The 18,197-nt window shown below is 68.7% G+C and carries 21 protein-coding genes and 1 tRNA gene; 16 read left to right on the top strand and 6 right to left on the bottom strand.

Features of this window, described 5'->3' with window-relative positions; translation table 11 throughout:
- Nucleotides 1-6: 6 nt before the first annotated feature.
- The 5 genes from ACFV7R_RS13090 to ACFV7R_RS13110 form a co-directional block, all read right to left on the bottom strand.
- Nucleotides 7-3,801: a tetratricopeptide repeat protein gene (locus ACFV7R_RS13090; protein WP_385263130.1), complete on the bottom strand. Its 3,795-nt coding sequence runs from the start codon at nt 3,799-3,801 to the stop codon at nt 7-9.
- Nucleotides 3,802-4,855: 1,054 nt separating this feature from the next.
- Nucleotides 4,856-5,146 carry a CPCC family cysteine-rich protein gene (locus tag ACFV7R_RS13095; RefSeq protein ID WP_385263131.1) on the bottom strand — a complete coding sequence of 97 codons (291 nt, stop codon included), beginning with the start codon at nt 5,144-5,146 and terminating at the stop codon, nt 4,856-4,858.
- Nucleotides 5,147-5,247: 101 nt separating this feature from the next.
- Complete coding sequence (locus tag ACFV7R_RS13100) at nt 5,248-6,261, bottom strand: hypothetical protein (protein ID WP_385263132.1); 1,014 nt, start codon at nt 6,259-6,261, stop codon at nt 5,248-5,250.
- A 938-nt stretch (nt 6,262-7,199) separates the two neighbouring features.
- Nucleotides 7,200-8,435, bottom strand: coding sequence for a helix-turn-helix domain-containing protein (locus tag ACFV7R_RS13105; RefSeq protein WP_385263133.1), 1,236 nt, complete (start codon nt 8,433-8,435; stop codon nt 7,200-7,202).
- Nucleotides 8,432-8,752, bottom strand: a complete 321-nt coding sequence (locus ACFV7R_RS13110) for a putative quinol monooxygenase (protein ID WP_385263134.1) — start codon at nt 8,750-8,752, stop codon at nt 8,432-8,434. Before ACFV7R_RS13110 ends, ACFV7R_RS13105 begins: the two co-directional genes overlap by 4 nt.
- 190 nt (nt 8,753-8,942) lie before the next feature.
- Here ACFV7R_RS13110 and ACFV7R_RS13115 point away from each other — a divergent pair, with 190 nt between their 5' ends.
- The 15 genes from ACFV7R_RS13115 to ACFV7R_RS13185 all read left to right on the top strand — a co-directional run bounded on the left by ACFV7R_RS13115 (nt 8,943) and on the right by ACFV7R_RS13185 (nt 16,992).
- Nucleotides 8,943-9,290 (top strand): hypothetical protein, encoded by a 348-nt coding sequence (locus tag ACFV7R_RS13115; RefSeq protein WP_385263136.1) that lies wholly within the window; start codon nt 8,943-8,945, stop codon nt 9,288-9,290.
- A gap of 5 nt (nt 9,291-9,295) precedes the next feature.
- Nucleotides 9,296-10,645, top strand: a complete 1,350-nt coding sequence (locus ACFV7R_RS13120) for an FtsK/SpoIIIE domain-containing protein (RefSeq protein ID WP_385263137.1) — start codon at nt 9,296-9,298, stop codon at nt 10,643-10,645.
- A gap of 84 nt (nt 10,646-10,729) precedes the next feature.
- Nucleotides 10,730-10,936 carry a hypothetical protein gene (locus ACFV7R_RS13125; RefSeq protein ID WP_385263138.1) on the top strand — a complete coding sequence of 69 codons (207 nt, stop codon included), beginning with the start codon at nt 10,730-10,732 and terminating at the stop codon, nt 10,934-10,936.
- 2 nt (nt 10,937-10,938) lie between these two features.
- Nucleotides 10,939-11,139, top strand: a complete 201-nt coding sequence (locus tag ACFV7R_RS13130; protein ID WP_385263140.1) for a hypothetical protein — start codon at nt 10,939-10,941, stop codon at nt 11,137-11,139.
- A gap of 77 nt (nt 11,140-11,216) precedes the next feature.
- Nucleotides 11,217-11,894 carry a DUF2637 domain-containing protein gene (locus ACFV7R_RS13135; RefSeq protein ID WP_385263142.1) on the top strand — a complete coding sequence of 226 codons (678 nt, stop codon included), beginning with the start codon at nt 11,217-11,219 and terminating at the stop codon, nt 11,892-11,894.
- A gap of 19 nt (nt 11,895-11,913) precedes the next feature.
- The gene (locus ACFV7R_RS13140) at nt 11,914-12,132 is read left to right on the top strand and encodes a mobile element transfer protein (protein ID WP_385263143.1); all 219 of its coding nucleotides are present in this window, start codon (nt 11,914-11,916) and stop codon (nt 12,130-12,132) included.
- Between the two features lie 4 nt (nt 12,133-12,136).
- The gene (locus ACFV7R_RS13145; protein ID WP_385263144.1) at nt 12,137-12,292 is read left to right on the top strand and encodes a hypothetical protein; all 156 of its coding nucleotides are present in this window, start codon (nt 12,137-12,139) and stop codon (nt 12,290-12,292) included.
- Between the two features lie 24 nt (nt 12,293-12,316).
- Entirely contained in the window at nt 12,317-12,634 is a 318-nt protein-coding gene (locus ACFV7R_RS13150; RefSeq protein WP_385263146.1) for a SpdD-like protein, read from the top strand.
- A 90-nt stretch (nt 12,635-12,724) separates the two neighbouring features.
- Nucleotides 12,725-12,931, top strand: coding sequence for a hypothetical protein (locus ACFV7R_RS13155; protein WP_385263147.1), 207 nt, complete (start codon nt 12,725-12,727; stop codon nt 12,929-12,931).
- Nucleotides 12,928-13,164 carry a hypothetical protein gene (locus tag ACFV7R_RS13160; RefSeq protein ID WP_385263149.1) on the top strand — a complete coding sequence of 79 codons (237 nt, stop codon included), beginning with the start codon at nt 12,928-12,930 and terminating at the stop codon, nt 13,162-13,164. Before ACFV7R_RS13155 ends, ACFV7R_RS13160 begins: the two co-directional genes overlap by 4 nt.
- Nucleotides 13,161-13,574 carry an ASCH domain-containing protein gene (locus ACFV7R_RS13165; protein WP_385263150.1) on the top strand — a complete coding sequence of 138 codons (414 nt, stop codon included), beginning with the start codon at nt 13,161-13,163 and terminating at the stop codon, nt 13,572-13,574. The genes ACFV7R_RS13160 and ACFV7R_RS13165 overlap by 4 nt, the downstream gene beginning before the upstream one ends.
- Nucleotides 13,567-14,265: a DNA methylase gene (locus ACFV7R_RS13170; RefSeq protein WP_385263151.1), complete on the top strand. Its 699-nt coding sequence runs from the start codon at nt 13,567-13,569 to the stop codon at nt 14,263-14,265. The genes ACFV7R_RS13165 and ACFV7R_RS13170 overlap by 8 nt, the downstream gene beginning before the upstream one ends.
- Nucleotides 14,262-15,653, top strand: a complete 1,392-nt coding sequence (gene repSA, locus ACFV7R_RS13175; RefSeq protein WP_385263152.1) for a replication initiator protein RepSA — start codon at nt 14,262-14,264, stop codon at nt 15,651-15,653. Before ACFV7R_RS13170 ends, repSA begins: the two co-directional genes overlap by 4 nt.
- The gene (locus ACFV7R_RS13180; protein WP_359490991.1) at nt 15,650-15,838 is read left to right on the top strand and encodes a helix-turn-helix domain-containing protein; all 189 of its coding nucleotides are present in this window, start codon (nt 15,650-15,652) and stop codon (nt 15,836-15,838) included. The genes repSA and ACFV7R_RS13180 overlap by 4 nt, the downstream gene beginning before the upstream one ends.
- The gene (locus ACFV7R_RS13185) at nt 15,838-16,992 is read left to right on the top strand and encodes a tyrosine-type recombinase/integrase (RefSeq protein ID WP_385263153.1); all 1,155 of its coding nucleotides are present in this window, start codon (nt 15,838-15,840) and stop codon (nt 16,990-16,992) included. The genes ACFV7R_RS13180 and ACFV7R_RS13185 overlap by 1 nt, the downstream gene beginning before the upstream one ends.
- A gap of 67 nt (nt 16,993-17,059) precedes the next feature.
- On the opposite strand, the gene ACFV7R_RS13190 is transcribed toward ACFV7R_RS13185, so the two are convergent.
- Nucleotides 17,060-17,134, bottom strand: a tRNA-Val gene (locus ACFV7R_RS13190).
- A gap of 228 nt (nt 17,135-17,362) precedes the next feature.
- On the opposite strand from ACFV7R_RS13190, the gene ACFV7R_RS13195 reads away from it, so the two are divergent.
- Entirely contained in the window at nt 17,363-18,193 is an 831-nt protein-coding gene (locus tag ACFV7R_RS13195; RefSeq protein WP_385263155.1) for a DUF4097 family beta strand repeat-containing protein, read from the top strand.
- The last annotated feature ends 4 nt before the right edge of the window (nt 18,194-18,197 follow it).

Raw genomic sequence — 18,197 nt, forward strand, 5'->3', positions numbered from 1 at the left:
TGAGGGTCAGGCAGCTGTGGGCGGGTCCGTGATGACGTGGTGGCGTACTGCGGGCGGGAGGCTGTTGCCGGTGATGGTTTGCCAGGTCTGTTCGAGGGTGGCAATTCCCAACGTCCGCGTCAGCCGCTTGAGATCATCTGGGCCTGGTCCGGTTGCCGGGTGCGGGAACTGATCAAACAGGGCCACGCATCGGACCATCCATTCCAATGCCACGTGCGGCTGTTGCCGCGCCTCGGCCAAGAGACCGAGCTGCCCATAGGTGATGGCCATGCCGGGCCGGTTGCCGAGGTCCTCTTCGATGGTGAGGGATCGGCGGTACCAGTCCTCGGCCTCCTCCAGCCGCCCCCGCTCCTGGGCGACCCTGCCGAGCTGGTGATAGGTGCTGGCCATGTCGGGCCGGTTGCCGAGGTCCTCTTCGATGGTGAGGGATTGGCGGTACCAGTCCTCGGCCTCCTCCAGCCGCCCCCGCTCCTGGGCGACCATGCCGAGCTGGTGATAGGTGGTGGCCATGCCGGGCCGGTTGCCCACGTCCTCTTCGATGGTGAGGGATCGGCGGTACCAGTCCTCGGCGTCCTCCAGCCGCCCCCGCAGGTAGGCGACCGTGCCGAGCTGGTGATAGGTGCTGGCCATGCCGGGCCGGTCGCCGAGGCCCTCTTTGATGGTGAGGGATTGGCGGTACCAGTCCTCGGCCTCCTCCAGCCGCCCCCGATCCTGGGCGACCATGCCGAGCTGGTGGTAGCTGGTGGCCATGCCGGGCCGGTTGCCGAGGTCCTCGTCGATGGTGAGGGATCGGCGGTACCAGTCCTCGGCCTCCTCCAGCCGCCCCCGATCCTGGGCGACCATGCCGAGCTGCCCATAGCTGGTGGCCATGCCGGGCCGGTCGCCGAGGCCCTCTTTGATGGTGAGGGATTGGCGGTACCAGTCCTCGGCCTCCTCCAGCCGCCCCCGCAGGTGGGCGACCATGCCGAGCTGGTGATAGGCGGTGGAGAGACGGGCGCGTTGCTGGGAGGTGGGCGGTCGTTGTTTCAGAGCGTGGAGGATGTTGCGGTAGGTGTGCTCGGCCTGATCCAGCTGGCGCGCCTGGATCTGTCGGCCGGCCTGTGAGCCGGTCAGGAACAGCCACAGTGCGCCGGCCGGGGTGTCCAGGTCGGGTGGGCTACCGTCGGGGGTTTCCAGGACCAGCCGTGCCCGGTCGACCCATGCCCGCGCCTCTTCCACCAGCCCCCGGGCGTCCCAGTACCTGTCCAGCGGTTGGGCGATGGCCTGGGCGTCGGTCCACAGGCCATGGTCGAGGGCGTAGCCGAGCATGCTGCCCAGCGTCCGCTGCTGGTAGTGGATCAATGCCATGGCGAGCTCGGCGTTGCCGCTGCTGATCTGTTCCATGAGCGCGTGGCCGAGGGCGGCGTGGGCGTCCAGGAGGGCGCGGAGGGCGGCGGTGCGCTGGTCGGGGTAGGCGTCGGAGGCCTGGGCCTGCCAGTATGCGGTCAGGTAGGAGGGCAGGGCGGGGTGGGTGCGATACATGCCCGCCCCCAGCGGCGTCAGCAGCCCGATACTCGCTGCCCGGTCCAGCAGATGCGTCCACTCGGCGGCAGTGCGGCCGCGGAAGGGCTCGGGCACGTCCGGGTCCGTGGAGAAAGCGCCCAGGACATCGGCGTCGGCGACGCCGTGGACGAGGCTGAGCATGGTCAGGGCCTGCTGGTCGGCGGCGGGGAGGTGGGTGAAGGAGTAGGTGATGCTGGCGGAGAGCGAGGTGGTGCGGTCGCCGGTCGCGGTGTCGGGCAGGGGGGTGGTGCCCTGGAGGCCGGCCAGCAGGTCCTGCGGGCTGGTGGTGTCCAGATGGGGCAGGATGATGCGCATGCTCAGGGGGTGTCCGTCCAGCCACTGCATCAGCTTCCCGAAAGCCTTCAGCTCCCGGCGCGGCTGGGCATCGGGGTAGGGGGCTAGGAGGTGGTCGGCGTACTGGCCGGCCTCCTCACTGTCCAGGCCGGGCACCTCCACCCGGCGCGTTTCAGAGCCGAGCCAGGTTTCCGGGGTGCGGCTGGTGACGATGACCGCGCTCTTGCCGCGGGCGGCGATACAGGTGAGGAAGTCGCGCAGCGCGTCGCGGTCCTGATCCGGCAGGGGTGGGGTGGCCTGGGTGGGGTCCGGCATGGTGTGCACGGATTCGAAGTTGTCCCACACCAGCAGCAGCCGGTGCTTATGCAGGACCTCTTCCACCAGGGCCTGGCGTTCGTCCGGGTTGAGGAGGGCGAACTGGGTGCCGAACAGGCGCAGCCCGATGCTGGTGATCACGCCGTCCAGGCCGAAGGAGGCGACGCCGGGTTCGAAGGAGTGCCAGATCACTCCGTCCGCATGGTCCAGCGCCCCGGTGTCGCGCCACCACCGGCCGAACGCCTTGGCCAACTCGGTCTTTCCCGTCCCTGCGGGACCGTGCAGCACCACCACACGCTGCAGCCGGGCGGCCACGTCCAGGGTGTAGAGCAGGGCGTCACGGCCGATGAACTCCCCCACCGCCTCCAGCGTTCCCTCCGAACCCGTCTCGCCGGTTTGGGGACGTTCGCGGATCCGATCCAGCAACTCCGCCAGCGACTGCCCGGCCTCACGCTCGGTACGAAGTCCGGGAAAGCGGACCTCGCTGCGGGAATACAGCACCGGCACCACCCAGTCCGCCAGCGGCATCATCCCCTTCGGCGACGGCCGCAGAGCCTGCTGGGCCAGGCGACGGCGCCCCGCCGCCACCGCTTCAGCCACCCGGTCACCGGCGAACAGCCGCTCGTAAAACGCCGCCATGAACTCGGCGGCCGCCACCGCATACACGCTATACGCCATCGCCACCACGGCTGCGGTGCCCTCCTGCAGCAACCGGGTCGCCACTGCCGCCTCGACCTGCGAGCCCACCACCGCCGACTGGCACGCATTGAGCACCACCACCGGCACCTGCTCCTGCTTAAGAACCCGCGCCACCTCATCCGCGGGCACCAGGTCCAGGCCACCTTCCGACTTCTCGAACGCCAGCATCCCCTGCGGCCCCGGCCCCCGGAACATCACCGGCCTCCCCGCCCCGCCCAACGGACCGCGCGCCTGACCGAAGACCCCGTGCCCGTCGAAGTGCACGACCTGGAACGGCTCACCCGCCTCCCGCGCCTGCCCCAGCACCTGCTGAAGGTGCTCCAGAGTGGGCGGCCGCAGCACCACCAATTCCACCTGCCCGCGCACCGCTGCCAGACGGCGCAGCAACGGGCGGGCGATCATCTGGTACCCCACATCCCGGGTGCCGCGCGGTCGGGAGATCACCATCAGCACCCGCAGCCGCGACCCCCCGACCGAGAAGACCTCACCCAGACTCGCTGTCGGCATGGTGCGCGAGACCGCCATCTGCGCATCCAGGGCGATCGGAGTAGGCCGCTCTGGATCAGCCATCAGTTCCCACGGCCACCCCAGCGGCTCCGCCGCCCCAGACACCACCACAAGCTCCACACGGCCGCCCCGCGCAGCCGCCCGCGTCCGCGCCCGCAGATAGGCATCCCGCGCCGGCCCCGCGCCGAACACCGCCTCGAAAACCCGCTCACCCCACCCCGGCAACTGGGCCGCCACCTGAGAGCCCCGTTCGCCGTACACCCCGAAGGGCGCCCGCAGATACTCCTCCAGATACCAGCGCAACTCCTCCAGTACCGGCCCATCCAACGGCCACGCCAACGCCACCGGATCCCCCACCCGACTGGGATACAACTCACCATCCGGCCACGCCAGAACCGTCACCCGGCCATCACCAGGGACCTCCAGCAGCAGACGCTCCGTCACACCCACCACCCCCATGCCAAGCGCAGCGAGCCACTACGCCCCATCGCACCAGCGACCTTAGCCACCCAGCCACCCAGCCGACGGCAAAACACCGATGTGCTGGTGCTTCACGGATTCTTTGTCCGCGGACGTCGGCCGAATCGGATACGGCAAGATTGGGCAGACTGCCCAAGCCGAGCGCCCCTCCCAAGTGCCAGTAGGTGGCTGCTACGGAATTAGGGCGCTCTTCCACCGTTGGGCACCGGTGATCAGGGAGCATTACGCCCCAGTCGATAGTCGGGCCCCCAGTTACGACAATGAGCGGCCGTGTGCCCTTCGAGTTCATTTCGACCACCACTAAGCGGAGATTAACCTACTCCCAAACTTAGAGAAATTGAACTCGGAAAATACATCAAATACACCCAAGAGTGTAACGCCGGCCCACTTCGGTTATATTATCAAGCCTATTCATCAGCCTAAGTCGGCCATGCTCCGTTCGCACCTGGAGAACTCGTCCGGTGTGTCATGGCCGGTCTGGCGCCCTTGGGTCTGACTTGAGGGCTGCCGGGACCTGCCTAGCTCCAGCGGTGCGTCTTAAGCTGCCTGCTGTGCACAGCCGAGCTGAGATCCAACTCCTGTCTCTCTTGGGCAGGCTCTGCATTGTTCGGAGCTGCTATGGACTGCGTCGCCTGGTCCCTGACGGTCTGGGCGCGTGCGTACTGCGACGCGGGTTACGACGCCGGCGGACGCTTCGAACTCAACTTCTTGCTCCCTCTGGTCATGGGAGCCGATCAGCCACAACTGACCCACGGCGGTCGTGACCTGCGGCCGTCTTATCGATCAACGTCCTGGCCTGCTGCTGAGCTGCTGGCAGTTGTCGGCGTTGGTCATCGTTGAGCGCCCTTCCACGGCCCGAGGACGGCCCGGGAGGGCGCTCGTGCATGAGCACCGCATTAGGAGTTCGGCTCATGGACCGTGCGGGCTGCTCGGACACCTGTTGGCTGGGCGGTTCGGAATCCGGCTGAGGTCGCTGGCATCCGTCGCTGTCTGGCGACATTGATGTCAGCTGGTGATGTCAGACCGCCGGGTGTTCGTCCGGCCGAGGGTCGCGTACGAACGCCGTACACTGCTCGTCACAGGCTCCCATGGCATGGAAGTTCCGGCGGGCCTCCGTGAGACTCAGCCAGCCGTTCGGACCGCCTCGAACCCGGTTGGCATCGTGGTCGTCCTGCCCGTCGTCCTCCCAGAAGCACACCGGACAGATCTCGAAGTTGCCTCGCTCATCAAGCGTCAGGAAGCCGCAGCAGGGGCAGCGGTACGGCCCGTCCTCGGCCTTCGCGCGGGTGTTGACGAACGGAGTGACCATGGGTGGCATCTTGCCTTGCCCGTGTCACCGATCACGACCCAATAGGTATGAGCTATGCGGTCAATGCAGGAGTGGCGAGCGCCGTATTCTGCGAATCCGGTTCAGGGGATGGACCTGACCACGCCCGGCGAGCAGCGGAAGTTTAGCGCGTTGTCGAATGCTGGCACGGACTCGCTGGCTGGGCCGCCCCGGCTTCGGAACCAGAGGTCGCTCTCACCTTCGAGCTGGAAATCGTAGCGGAGCGCGGTGCGCAGGATAATCGACACACCGCGCTGGCGGAGGTCCTTCATGTTCGCCGTGAACCTCAGGGGACCGGGGAGCCATCCATAGTACCGGTGGTCATTCGACATTCCTACCGGATACACGTTTTGGAGATCGGAGAGGGTTGTCTGCAGCGAGTTCCCCGCCAGCCACTCGCCGGAGCTGAGCATTACGGTCGCTTCGACGAACTCCCAGCACTTCGCCCACTTATCGTCCGCGGCAAAGATTGGGTGGTAGTAGCCGGTGGAGCCGGAGACAAAGCCCTGTATTCGCAGGTCGGGGTCGACCACGAAGGCCGTCCGTTTTGTGTACTCCATGCGCTCAGGAGGGAGGGTGAACGTCATCGCGAGGCCCACCGCGCCATTGAGGAGTGCGTCGCCGGAGTAGCCGATGTGTCCAAAGATCCGAAGGGGATCGTTATCGACGTCATAGAGGATGTTCGGGTCACTCGAGAACCCGCTCATCGAAGCCCTCCATAGTTCACCCACGTGTGGGGGCTGGATGGGTTCGATTGGGAGGGGGATGGGCCAGTCACGCAGCTCACTCGCGTCGTCGTCGAGTGGCGTGATTGACCCGGACGGGTCGTGTCGAATGACCGGGTCGTCCTTCGGCTGCAACGCAGTGCCCTTTAGGCTATCGAGCTCAGGCATGATTCGCTCTCTCTGCGCGCGACCACGCTCCTCCAGATCCGGGATCACGGACCTCAGCGCTTCACGGGTCTCCTTCGCGAGCGACCTACGGATCTCTGTGACCGTTTCGTGGCCTTCCGGAATTCTGTCAGCTGAAAAGGAGGCGTCGAGTGATTCGATCGTCTCTTTTTCCCCTGCAGTGAGCTGTGCCCGGTCGGAGTACACGGTTTTGATGGTGCTTCTCGTTGGACTCATCGATGTCCCCTCCGGATCTCATGATTCTGGGCAACGAGTTCCAAGGCGAATGGATTTGGCGGGAGGGTAGGCAGCGACACGCACTATTTATCGCGCCGCCAAGGTGTACTCGCGCGGCGACGACGTCCGTCGAGATCGATAAGCGGGGCGGGGTGCTGCCGAACAGGACCTCGTCGACGGTCGGCGGCCCGCCATAGTCGATTGACAGGGTTCCCTACAAGAGCACGAGGAATGAAACCCGGCCACTCAGCGCCGCCTCTAGTTTCCCAGGCTACGTCTTAGGCCATCCACGCGCATCTTGAGAAAGAGCGTCAAGTCCTGTTTGTTGAACAGTCAGTTGTCGCCCCGTACTGCCGCACCAGAACTCCGTTCCTCTTCTCTACTGAAGTAGGGGACGGAGTCGTCGCTGTCGGCCGAGCAGACGAAACGGCGGCCGCAGGCCGGGCAGTCGAATGATCGAAGCCGTGGAACTCCCATCTGCGCCATGGCGGTGCCGCGCTGCGGGCACGCCGTGCCCTCGGGGGCCAGCAGAGGTCGGCGGAGCGGCTTTGGGCTGGAGCTGCTTTGGCGCGAGTGATCATGGCCCCGTAAGCTTCCGGCGCGTCGGGCAGTCTGTGGACCTGCCCGCTAAAGCACGACGTTGGGGCCATGACCTTCGAGGCTCGCGCCAAAGTGGCTGCGTAAAGCCGCGGAGCCGACCGTCCCAGCCACGACGTACCCCTTCTCTAACGGCAAGCGGCTGATTGCTGTGCGCGCGGCACGGGCGCCGGCCGGGCTGGAGCGGGGCGGAGACAGGAGCGCAGGCCCGGCCGGGGGCCGGGCCGCGCGCGGTGAGCGGAGCGAGCCGCCTTGATGAAGTAGGGAAAGTTCTACCGCGCCACTGATCGGCACTGATCGGCACGGGTTGCCTAGACGACAGCGCTCCGCTCGGCCAAGTCGCGCAGCGATTCAGGGATACGAGGGCCCGAAAGCTGGATCAAGTCGCGGATGACCTCGCGGGCCAGGTGGTGATCCTGGATCTGTTCGGGTGCTAGAGCCTCGGCTTCCAAGAGCGCGGCTGTGGCCTCACCGACGTGTCGCCGCTGCGCGTGTGCACGCGCCACGTCAAGCAGGAAACGTGACTGCCGCTCCGGGGAAAGACCCGATGCGTCCACCTGCTGGGCCACTTCCAGGGCAAGCCCGGCGTCTCCCAGCTCCACGGCTGTGCTTACGGCGTGGATCTCGACGTTCGTCGGCCCGAACTCCGTGTCGAAGTCGTTGCGGTCCTCACCCAATCGCGCCGCGATCGCTCGCGCTCGGTCGATGTGTTCATGGGTCCGTCCTCGGTTGCCTTCCCTCGCGTTGATCACCGCAAGGACAAGGTTCATGGCGCCCAGTAGAGAGAGCTCTTCTGGCGGGCATGCGGGGGCCTCTGCCCTCGTCGCCATAACGGATACGGCGGAACTCGCTGCCTGCTCGGCCTGTTCCATGTGCTGTTGGCGCATGAAGGCGTGCGCCATGCGGAACAGGCTCGCGACAACCTCCAACGGCTGATCGGCGAGTTCGGCCGCTTCCAGGGCTCGATCAGCCGCGACCCATGCCGCATCGGCCTGGTCCTGGCGAGTGAAGCTCGCTGCGGCCACCTGGTACGCCCTGGCCCGCAACGAGTGCAGTTCCGCGCGCTCAGCGGCGGGAGCGTGCCGTACGGCGGTTTCGATGAGCGGGAGCAGCTTGGCAAGGTGATCGCTCAGAGCTGCGTAACTCGACGCATGCGCAAGCGTCCAGGCCTCGTCCACTCGCCGCCGGAAATCGGCAAGCGACGGAGTCGGTTCGGCCGGCGCCTGCTGAAAGAGACTGCCCAGCGCTGGGTGCCCGGTGAGGGCTACGCGTAGGCCGTCAAGGTCGTTGCTCTTCGGCTGCTCCTCCGCTTTGACCTCCTCGGCTGGGGCAGCATCGGGCCGTACATCTCGGACGGACACGTTGAGGGCATCGGCAAGGGCCTGGAGGATCGACAGCCGCTCAACGGGCTGTACGCCTCGTTCAACCTGCGACACCCAGCTCTCGGAACGTCCCATCGCCGCAGCAAGGTCGCTCTGTGACATGCCAGCGGCTCTGCGCAGCTCCCTGACCCGCTGACCGACAGTCCTGGTCTCGGAATCGCTCACTTCTCGGCCCCGGTGGGGTACTTGCCGGTGTACGGCTGAAGGCGATCAACCTCGGTCTTTTCGACGTACTTGTCACGCTCCGTCAGGAAGTGGCGGGTGTGTGGTTGACGCTCATGCTCCTCGAAGGCGGCATGGTCGGCGTACAGCTCGAAGAAGACCCGCTCATTCGGCGCACCCTCGACCTCATGGCAGGCGTACACCAGCGTTCCGGGCTCGTGCGCACGGATCCCTGCGGCGGTCTCCCGGACCAGAGCGTCGAACGCCTCGCCTGCACCCTCGCGCAGCGTGAAGCGGACGAAGAGCCCAAAGTTGCCCATTTCTGCCTCCTTCTTGTTGCATACAGTCTCGCAGACTCGGAGTTCTGCTACTAGTCACAGTTTTTCTGTTGACCCGCAGTTTCTCTGCGAGTACCTTCGGAGGCGTCGAACAACAAGCTGCCCCGGACTGCGTGCCATCCGCCAAGATCACAACGCAGTCCGGGGCTTGTCCCAACAGGGAGACTCCATCATGCGTCAGATCCCCGTCGACACGGCCGCGATGACGGTCATGCTGATCCAGGCCCCGGAGAAGAAGGTCAAGAATCGCGAGACCGGTGAGGCTGCCATCGACAAGCAGTCGGGCAAGGTGCTCTACAACGTCAACGTCGCCGTGATCGTGGACGGCCGTCCGGACGCGGTGACGATCGTGGTCGCCGAGGACGGCATTCAGCCGGACCTCATGCCCGGCATGCCGGTTGAGCTGCCGGGCCTGGTGGCCCGCCCGTGGGAGAACGACTTCGGGCACGGCATCTCCTACCGCGCGATCGCGGTCGCCGCGAAGCAGCTCACCCCGGCCGGCTCGAACGGCAAGGGCTGAACACCATGACCAAGCTGCTGATCGTCGCCGCGTTAGCGGTGCTGGTCGGGCTGGCGTTGCTGCTGCGGTGGCGGCGTCCGGCCTGGTACTGGATGACCTTCGGCGTCCTGTTCGCCACTCTCAAGATCCGTCTCCGGTACGCGTCGGTGATGGACGCCTGTGACCTGACGGTCTCGGCCTCGCGGTTCCGGCTGGCCCTAGCTCGCTGGTTCAACTGGGAGACGCCGCGCCAGCGGGTTCCCCGGCTGCTGTGGATCAAGCCGACCCGGACCGGCTTGCGGCTGCGGATTCGGATGCGGCCCGGTCAGGACGCCTTCGACTACTCGGCCGCGGTCGACCGGCTGCGGCACGCCTTCGGCGTCCATCAGGTCACCTCCCGCGAGATCAAACCGGGCACCGTCGAGATCGCCATGACCGGCTACGACGTGCTCAGGCGGGTGCAGATGCCGGCCCGCGTGGATCGGCGTGAGCTGCGCATCCCGGTGGCGCTGTGCGAGGACGGCTCGGTCCACTACCGCGACTACCGGCAGGTGCCGCACTCGATCACCCTGGGCGCGGTCGGCTCCGGCAAGTCGGTCACACAACGCCGGGTCATCACCGAACTTGCTGCTCAGCGCGTGGCGCTGGTCGGCATCGACTGCAAGAACGGCGTCGAACTCGCCCCGCTCGCACGCCGGTTCTCGGCTCTGGCCGACAACCCCGACGCCGCCGCCGACCTCCTCGAAGCCCTGGTGGCCCGGATGGAGGCGATCTATCGGACGATCCGCCGCGAGCAGCGGGTCAGCGCGGACACCCCGGACGTGGAGATCACCGCCGACATCTGGGGGCTGCCCGAGCACCTGCGGCTGGTGCCCGTGGTGCTTACCATCGACGAGATCGCCGAACTGGCCCTGTTCACCACCGCGGCGGAGAAGAAGCGCCGGGAACGGGCCGTGGTCGCCCTCGTGCGGCTGGCTCAGCTTGGTCGCGCCGCCGGCATCTTCGTCGACATCTACGGGCAGCGCTTCGGCTCCGAGTTGGGCGACGGCATCACCATGCTGCGCGCTCAGCTCACGGGCCGGATGTCGCACCGGGTCAACGACGAGTCGAGTTCGAAGATGGCCTTCGGGGACGTGTCCCCGCACGCGGTGTTCGCCGCGACGCAGATCCGCAACGACCGCCCCGGCATGGCCGTGGTCGGCTACTCCAACGGCGAGTGGATGCGCATCCGCTCCGCCTACACCTCGATGCGCGAGGCGGTCACCGCCTGCAATCGGCACGCCCACCTGACCCCGGATCTGCCGGAGCTGGCCCGCTTCCGCCCGCTGGTGGATCTCGCGCCCGTCGAGGCGCCCGCGGTGGCCGAAGCCGCCTGATCCCACCCCTGTTCCACGGTTGGCGCGACCGCCTCGCGCCAGGTCCCTACCCGAGCCATGCCCGAAGAAGGAAGAGCACCTCTCATGTGCCCCAACTGCGAGGACTTCGCCCGCACCGTCGTCATGCTCGGCCAACTCGCCCTCTACGCCGACGGCTTCGGCGCCGACCTCGACTTCGTCGACACCGTCGGCTCGTGCCTGGCGGCCTCGCTGCCGGAGCCGCCGCCCGGCCTGTTCCCGCCCGGCTACGACCCCAACGAGGGCCCGGAGTACCCCGGCGAGGGGTGGTGACCGTGCCCGCCGCGAAGAAGCCCGCCACCCGCCGCAAGCCGGCTCCGCCGAAGCCTGAGCCCGCGAAGTGCCCGGACTGCGACGGCCACGGCGAGATCACCGAAGCCGTCCGGGTCGGCGCCCGTAAAGGCCGCGCCACCGACGACCACCAGACCGGCCTGTGCCTCACCTGCTGGGGCACCGGCGAAGCCGCCACCGATTGAACCCGCCGGGGCCGGGCGGCCGGACACCGCTCCCCGTCCGCCCCGGGCTCAACCACCCGCGAAGGGAGGTGAAGACCATGCGCCGTGCCTTGTACCACCTCGTGCTCGTTCAAGCCGTGATCTCCGGTGCCTTGTCCTTCTCCCACCTGCACGACCTCGCCCAAGCCGCCGGCCAGACCGGCTGGAAGGCTTGGGCCTATCCCGTCTCCGTCGACCTGCTGATGGTCGCCGCCTGGCGTCGACTGCGGGCCCGTCGTTCCTGGCTGGCCTGGTGCTGGTTCCTGATCGCCCTGGTCGCCTCGCTGGGCGCCAACGTCGCCACGGCCGGCTTCCTGGACATGGACAACCCGCCCGCCCTGCTCCGCCTCGGCGTCGCCGGCTGGCCCGCGCTCGCCTTCCTCGGCGGCACCCTGCTCGCCCACGCCCCCGAACCGCCCCCCGACCAGACGGACGTCCCGCCGGAGCCCGAGGCCTCCGCCCCGGACGTCGAACGCGCACCCGCCCCGACACCTGAGCCGGAGCCTCCTGCGGTTCCTCCCGCCGCCGACACCCCGGCCCTGCCCGCCGCCACCCCGGCGGCCCCCGCCGAGCCCGCCTCCGCCATGCCGGTACCGCCCGCGCTGGTCGCCCACGCCCGCAAGGTCGCCGACGACCACCACGCCCGCACCGGCAGCCGGATCGACACCGACACTCTGCGCGCCCGCCTCGGCGTCCCCGCGCCCATGGCAGCCGCCATTGCCGCCCAACTCACCTAACTAGAAAGGACATTGACCGATGGGACACCGGTTCTTCCTCTTCGAACGCCTCGTGCGCTACGGCCCCGTCGAGATCGGCCGGGCGCTGACCAAGTCCGGCGAGAAGGGTTACGTCGCTTCCTGCACCGCCGATCAGTGCGGCTGGTCGTCCGAATACACCAGCTACGGCGCCGTGTGCGTGGCGGCCAAGGGCCACCGCTGCCGGATCAAGAGCAAGTACGAGGACCGAAGGAGCTAACGCCGTGTCCGTGCCGCTGTGGTTCTTCATCGCCTGCTTGGCCGTGGTCGGCGTCAAGCTCGTCCGTCCGCCGCTGTGGCTCGTGGTCGTCCTGCTGATCGGCGGCTACCTCCTCGCCAACAGCCTGCTCGCCCCGGCCATCGACCCGTTCGCCAAGTAACCCTCCATAGAAGGGAGTTCACCGATGCTCCGCCCGAAGATCCCGACCATGCCCACACCCACGGGCCATGCCGCACCGCCCGCCGTCGTCGAGCCGACCGCCGTCGTCCCGGCCACTCAGGCTCCGCCGCCCGCCCCGATGGCCCCGGCGCCGGCCCGGCCCACCATCCAGCTCACCCCGGGCACCGGGCTTGCCCTCGTCGGCGGCGGCACGCTCGTGGTCCTGGTCGTCGGCGCCGTGCTGGTCTCGATGCTCCTCGCGGTCGCCGTCACCGGCGCATCGGTCGCCGTGTGCGCCGTTGTCCTGCGCTCCCTGGTCGCCTCCGACACGAAGCGACGCTGACCGGCCCCCGGGCGGCCCTGAAACCGCCAAGTCTCCGCCGCCCGGGCGCCGTCCCTGTCCGATCCAGAAGAACCGGAAGGAATCTCCATCATGCCCGGCCTCAACCCGGCCACGATCACGCACGCGCGAATCTGCCCCAACTGCGACGGCTTCGCCACCGCCGCCGTACCCGCCGGCACCCGCCACCGCGACGGCTCCCGCGTCCTCCTCCGCGTCGACTGCGGCGCCTGCCACGGCACCGGCACCGTGCCCCTCCGCCCCCGCCTGAATGCCGCGGATGTGGAGGTGGCGGCGTGAAGAGCCTGACCACCTCGGCCCACCTCGAGCAGGACACCCGCTGCCGCGTCACCCCCTTCGCCGACCGCGCCAACCCCTTCGTCAGCCTCCGCATCGAGGGCGAGTTCATCGAGATCGCCCTGATCGCCTCTCCCGGCACCTCCGAGGCCCTCCGCAACCTGGCAGCCGCAGCGATCGAAGCCGCCGGCGCCCTGGACGCCATGGCCGCCGACACACCGGAGGTGGCCGAATGACCCACCGCGACCCTGTTGAGGTGCGGGCCCTGACCCTGTGGCAGCCCTGGGCCTCCGCCATCGCCTACGGCACCAAGCGGATCGAAAACCGCCGCTGGGCCACCGACTACCGCGGCTGGCTGCTCATCCACGCCGGCGTCACCATCGACCCCGCCGCCAAGTACGCGGTGATGGCCCGCCCCTTCCTCCACCGCCCGCAGCCGGCCGGAGCCGCCCTGGGCTGGGCCCGCCTGGACGACTGCCACGCCGACGACGGCGTGTGCACCCTGTGGTCCGCCCCCGGGCAGTGGCACTGGCACCTGACCGACGTCCGCCGGCTGGCCCGTCCCGTGCCCTGGCCCGGCGCCCGCGGCCTGTGGACGCCCACCCCCGGCCTGCTCGACCTGGTCAGGGAGGCGGCCCATGCCTGACCTCGGACCGCGTGTGCTCGACCTGTTCTCCTGCTCCGGCGGGGCCGGCTGGGGCTACCACCTCGCCGGCTACGCGGTCGACGGCTGCGACATCGCCGACCGCCCCCGCTACCCCTTCGCCTACCACCGTGGCGACGCCCTCGAATACCTCGCCCACCTGATCGCCACCGGGGCCATCGAGCGGTACACCCTCGTGCACGCCTCCCCGCCCTGCCAGGCCGGCTGCGCCCTCACCGTGGGCACCAACCAGTCCCAGGGCTGGGGCGGCACCCACGAAGACCTGGTGGCCCCCACCCGCGCCCTGCTCGATCGGGCCGGCCTGCCCTACGTGATCGAACAGCCCAACGGCAAAGCGAGGATCCGCAAGGACCTCGCCCTGTGCGGCGAGATGTTCCGCCTCGGCGTGCTGCGCCACCGCAACTTCGAACTCGGCCGCTGGGCCACGGCACAGCCGGCCCACCCCCGCCACCGCGGCTACGTCCGCGGGCACCGCCACGGCGTCCGTCGTGACGGCCCCTACGTCGCCGCCTACGGCAAGGGCGGCGGCAAGGCCACCATCCCCGAGATGCAAGCCGCCATGGGCATCACCTGGACCGACGTCCACGAAGAGCTGACCGAGGCGATCCCACCCGCCTACACGAAGTGGATCGGCACCGCCTTCCTGACCGCCCGCCAGGAGGTGTTCGCATGACCGACGCCACCACAATGACCGGCCTCGATCCCCTCACCCTCCGCGACCTGCTGCGGGTGGCCTCCGCCCCCGACTTCGACCGCTGGCAGCACCAGATCCACCGCACCGGCGGCTGCGCCGACCCCATCCACCTCCGCGGCTGGACGGCCCGCGTCGACACCACCACCGGCGAGACCCTGCACCGCTACACCACCCACGGGGAACCCGGCGGACGGCTGCGCATCGCCTGCGGCAACCGCCGCGCCTCCCGCTGCCCGTCCTGCGCCTGGACGTATGCGGGCGACACCTACCACCTCATCCGCGCCGGCCTCGCCGGGGACGACCGCCGCGACATCCCCGCCGCCGTCCGGGATCACCCCCGCGTCTTCGCCACGCTCACCGCGCCCTCCTTCGGCCCGGTCCACAACCGGCCCGACCGCGGACGCTGCCGCTGCGGCCGTCACCACTCCGAGGACGATCCCGCCCTGGGTACCGCCCTCGACCCGGACGCGTACGACTACGCGGGCGCCGTGTTGTTCAACAACCACGCCGGCGACCTGTGGCAGCGCTTCACCAACCGGCTGCGCCGCGAGATCGCCGCTCGTGCCGGCCTCACCCAGCGCGAACTCTCCGAGGCCTGCCGGGTCTCCTACGGCAAGGTCGCCGAATTCCAGAAACGCGGCGCGATCCACTTCCACGCCGTGATCCGTCTCGACGGACCCGACGGACCTGACTCGGCACCACCCACGTGGGCGAGCGTCGACCTGCTCACCGACGCCATCCGCGCCGCCGTCCGGCACACCTACACCGGCGTCCACGTTCCGCCGGCCGGCGACCAACCCGCCCGTTCGCTCCGCTGGGGCCGTGAGCTCGACATCCGTCCCGTGAAAGCTTTCGGCGACGGCTCCGACCTCACTGAGCAAAAGGTGGCCTCCTACGTCGCCAAGTACGCCACCAAGGCCGCCGAGAACACCGGCACCCTCGACCGCCGCATTGGCGAACTCGCCGAACTCGACCGCCACCAGGTCCCCGACCACACCCGCCGCCTCATCGAAGCCTGCAAGCAGCTCGACCCGCTCTACCCCGACCGCCGGCTGTGGGCCTGGGCTCACATGCTCGGCTTCCGCGGCCACTTCTCCACCAAGTCCCGCCGCTACTCCACCACCCTCGGCGCCCTCCGCCAGGCACGCGCCGACTACCGCGCCGCCCAGGAACGCGCCGCCCTCGGCCTGGAGGACGTCGAGCCGGACACCGTCCTGGTCCTCGCCGACTGGCAGTACGCCGGACACGGCCACACCCCCGGCGAATCCGCCCTCGCCGCCACCATCGCCCGCGACCTCCAGCTCAACCGCGAAACCGCCCGCGAAGCCCTACGTGACCGATTCGACCAGGAAGGAGCCGCAGCATGACCACCGCCACCGCAGAGCTGCTGACCGTGCCCGAGGTCATGGCGCGGCTCAAGCTCGGACGCTCCAAGGTCTACGACCTGATCCGCTCGCACCGCCTGATCTCGATCAAGATTGACGGCGCCCGCCGCATCCCCGCCGACGCCGTACGCGACTTCATCCTCGGCCAGATCGAGGAGGCTGCCTGATGGCCGGCAAGCGCAAGCGCAACCCCAACGGAGCAGGCACCATCACCAAGCGCAAGGACGGCCGCTATCAGTGCGCCGTCTACGTCCTCCAACCGGACGGTACCCGGGCCCGCAAGTTCGCCTACGGCAAGACCTGGGCCGAGTGCGACACCAAGCGCCGCGAGCTGCTCGCCAAGGTCGACCAGGGCGTGCCCGTTCCCACCCGGTCGGCCAAGCTCGCCGAGTGGCTTCCGTACTGGCTGGAGAACGTGATCAAGCCTCGGCGGAAGCGGTCCACGTACGCCAAGTACGAGTTTCATGTCCGGCTCTACCTGGTGCCCATGCTCGGTACGAAGAAGCTGGAGTCATTGAGCGTCGCTGATGTCCGACGCTTCCTCGCCCGACTGGAGCAGCAGACCACTGCGGCTACGGCGAAGGAGACCCACAAGGTCTTGCGTACAGCCCTGTCGGCAGCGTGCCGCGAGGAGCTGATCGCCAGGAACGTCGTCACCCTCGTCGACGCGCCTCGGGTCGAGTCCCGCAGTCTCGATCCCTGGAGCCTGGACGAGACGCTCGCCTTCCTCACCGCCGCTCGGACTGATCCGCTCTACCCCGCTTTCGTGCTCTCCATCGCGCTCGGTCTCCGTCGTGGGGAGGTCATTGGACTCCGATGGCAGGACGTCGACCTCGACAAGCGCGAGATCAGGATCCGGAAGCAGCGGCAACGGGTCGGAGGGGAGGCGTACGAGGACGATCCCAAGGGGCGACGCCGTAGGCAGGTGCTGCCGCTGCCGGCCATCTGTGTGGCACCTCTGAGGTACCAGCGCATGCGGCAGACCGCGATGCGTGAGCGTGCTGGTGATCGCTGGGAGGAGAGCGGCCACGTGTTCACCACGCGGACGGGGCGGCCGATCGAGCCGCGCAACGTCTATCGCTCGTTCACTCGGGTCGCCAAGGGCGCGGGCCTACGGGTCATCCGGCTGCATGACGCCCGGCACGGCTGCGCGACGCTGCTCACCGCGGCCGGCGTGGCACCCCGCGTCGTGATGGAAATCCTTGGGCACAGCCAGATCGCCGTCACGATGAACGTCTACGCCCACGTGGTGCAGGACACCCAGCGCGAGGCTGTCAGCCACATGGACCGGCTGCTCACGAGGCGCCTACAGCGCGAGTAGGTCCGCCGCTGATGTCAGATCCGGATGTCAAAGACCCCCAGCCATGATCGGCTGGGGGTCTTTGGCCTGGTGGGCGCGGACGGTTTCGAACCGCCGACATCCGCCTTGTAAGGGCGGCGCTCTACCGCTGAGCTACGCGCCCAGGACGATTCGACAGCCTACCTTGCCCGGGGCACTGTCCTGCAAACCGTATCGCGGGGCAGGCGGCCCCCGTCTGGGCGTCCCGGGCAGGGGGATAACCCCACCCCGGATTCGGGAGTGGTCCGGATCCCCCCGTGCAGGCCCGGTGCCTACGGTCGAGGAGTCGCCTTCCCGGCGCCCACAGGCCGGGACCGGGGCACCTCGCAGTCCGTCTCAGGGGGAGATCCTCATGGCCCGTGTCGTTTCCGTTTCCGCTCGTGCGGCCGCTGTCGCCGGTGCCGTTGTGGTCGTCGTTGCGGGGGTCACCGGCTGCGGGGCGTCCGCCGGGGAGGACAAGGATCCCGAGCAGCGGTCCTTCTCGCTGCAGGGGTCCACCCTCACCGTCGACTCCGACGACTCCGCCCTGGAGATCGTCGCCGCGGACGACAACCCGGCGGGCCGTATCGAGGTCACCCGGTGGTTCGAGGGCTCGGTCGTTGCGGGCAGCGATCCCAAGGTGACCTGGTCCATGGAGGACGACCGGCTGGTGCTGCGGCTCGAGTGCTCCGGGTTCATCGCCGACTGCTCGGCCAGGCACCGCATCGAGGTGCCGCGCGGCGTCGACGTCAAGGTCGAGAACGGGGACGGCAGCGTACGGGCCCGGGGCTTCGAGGACGCCCTGAACATCCGTACGGGCGACGGCTCGGTCCGGGTCGAGAAGACGACCGCGGCGCTGAAGGTGCGCAGTGGCGACGGCTCCGTCCACGTCAGCGACGCCAGCGGACCGGTGGAGCTGCGCACCGCCGACGGCTCCGTCCGCGCCGACGTCAGCTCCCGCGAGGTCCGCACCCACACCGGCGACGGCTCGGTCCGGCTCGAACTGGGCATCGTACCGGACCTGGTGGAGTCCAGCAGCGGCGACGGCTCCGTCACCGTCTCGCTGCCCCGGGCCACGTACCGCGTGAGCACCGAGACCGGCGACGGCGCGGTCGATGTGTCCGTGCCCCGCGACGACTCCAGCGGTCATGTGGTGTCCGCCCGCACCGGCGACGGCAAAATCACGGTCCGGACTGCGAACTAACAGG

The sequence above is a fragment of the Streptomyces sp. NPDC059866 genome (assembly GCF_042731325.1).
GTDB lineage: Bacteria > Actinomycetota > Actinomycetes > Streptomycetales > Streptomycetaceae > Streptomyces > Streptomyces flavusporus.

Bases quoted from the DNA above. Each gene is read 5' to 3' on its own strand.
- ACFV7R_RS13095 (WP_385263131.1), bottom strand. From the start codon at position 5,146: ATGGTCACTCCGTTCGTCAACACCCGCGCGAAGGCCGAGGACGGGCCG.
- ACFV7R_RS13110 (WP_385263134.1), bottom strand. From the start codon at position 8,752: ATGGGCAACTTTGGGCTCTTCGTCCGCTTCACGCTGCGCGAGGGTGCA.
- ACFV7R_RS13115 (WP_385263136.1), top strand. From the start codon at position 8,943: ATGCGTCAGATCCCCGTCGACACGGCCGCGATGACGGTCATGCTGATC.
- ACFV7R_RS13120 (WP_385263137.1), top strand. From the start codon at position 9,296: ATGACCAAGCTGCTGATCGTCGCCGCGTTAGCGGTGCTGGTCGGGCTG.
- ACFV7R_RS13125 (WP_385263138.1), top strand. From the start codon at position 10,730: ATGTGCCCCAACTGCGAGGACTTCGCCCGCACCGTCGTCATGCTCGGC.
- ACFV7R_RS13135 (WP_385263142.1), top strand. From the start codon at position 11,217: ATGCGCCGTGCCTTGTACCACCTCGTGCTCGTTCAAGCCGTGATCTCC.
- ACFV7R_RS13140 (WP_385263143.1), top strand. From the start codon at position 11,914: ATGGGACACCGGTTCTTCCTCTTCGAACGCCTCGTGCGCTACGGCCCC.
- ACFV7R_RS13150 (WP_385263146.1), top strand. From the start codon at position 12,317: ATGCTCCGCCCGAAGATCCCGACCATGCCCACACCCACGGGCCATGCC.
- ACFV7R_RS13155 (WP_385263147.1), top strand. From the start codon at position 12,725: ATGCCCGGCCTCAACCCGGCCACGATCACGCACGCGCGAATCTGCCCC.
- ACFV7R_RS13165 (WP_385263150.1), top strand. From the start codon at position 13,161: ATGACCCACCGCGACCCTGTTGAGGTGCGGGCCCTGACCCTGTGGCAG.
- ACFV7R_RS13170 (WP_385263151.1), top strand. From the start codon at position 13,567: ATGCCTGACCTCGGACCGCGTGTGCTCGACCTGTTCTCCTGCTCCGGC.
- repSA (WP_385263152.1), top strand. From the start codon at position 14,262: ATGACCGACGCCACCACAATGACCGGCCTCGATCCCCTCACCCTCCGC.
- ACFV7R_RS13180 (WP_359490991.1), top strand. From the start codon at position 15,650: ATGACCACCGCCACCGCAGAGCTGCTGACCGTGCCCGAGGTCATGGCG.
- ACFV7R_RS13185 (WP_385263153.1), top strand. From the start codon at position 15,838: ATGGCCGGCAAGCGCAAGCGCAACCCCAACGGAGCAGGCACCATCACC.
- ACFV7R_RS13195 (WP_385263155.1), top strand. From the start codon at position 17,363: ATGGCCCGTGTCGTTTCCGTTTCCGCTCGTGCGGCCGCTGTCGCCGGT.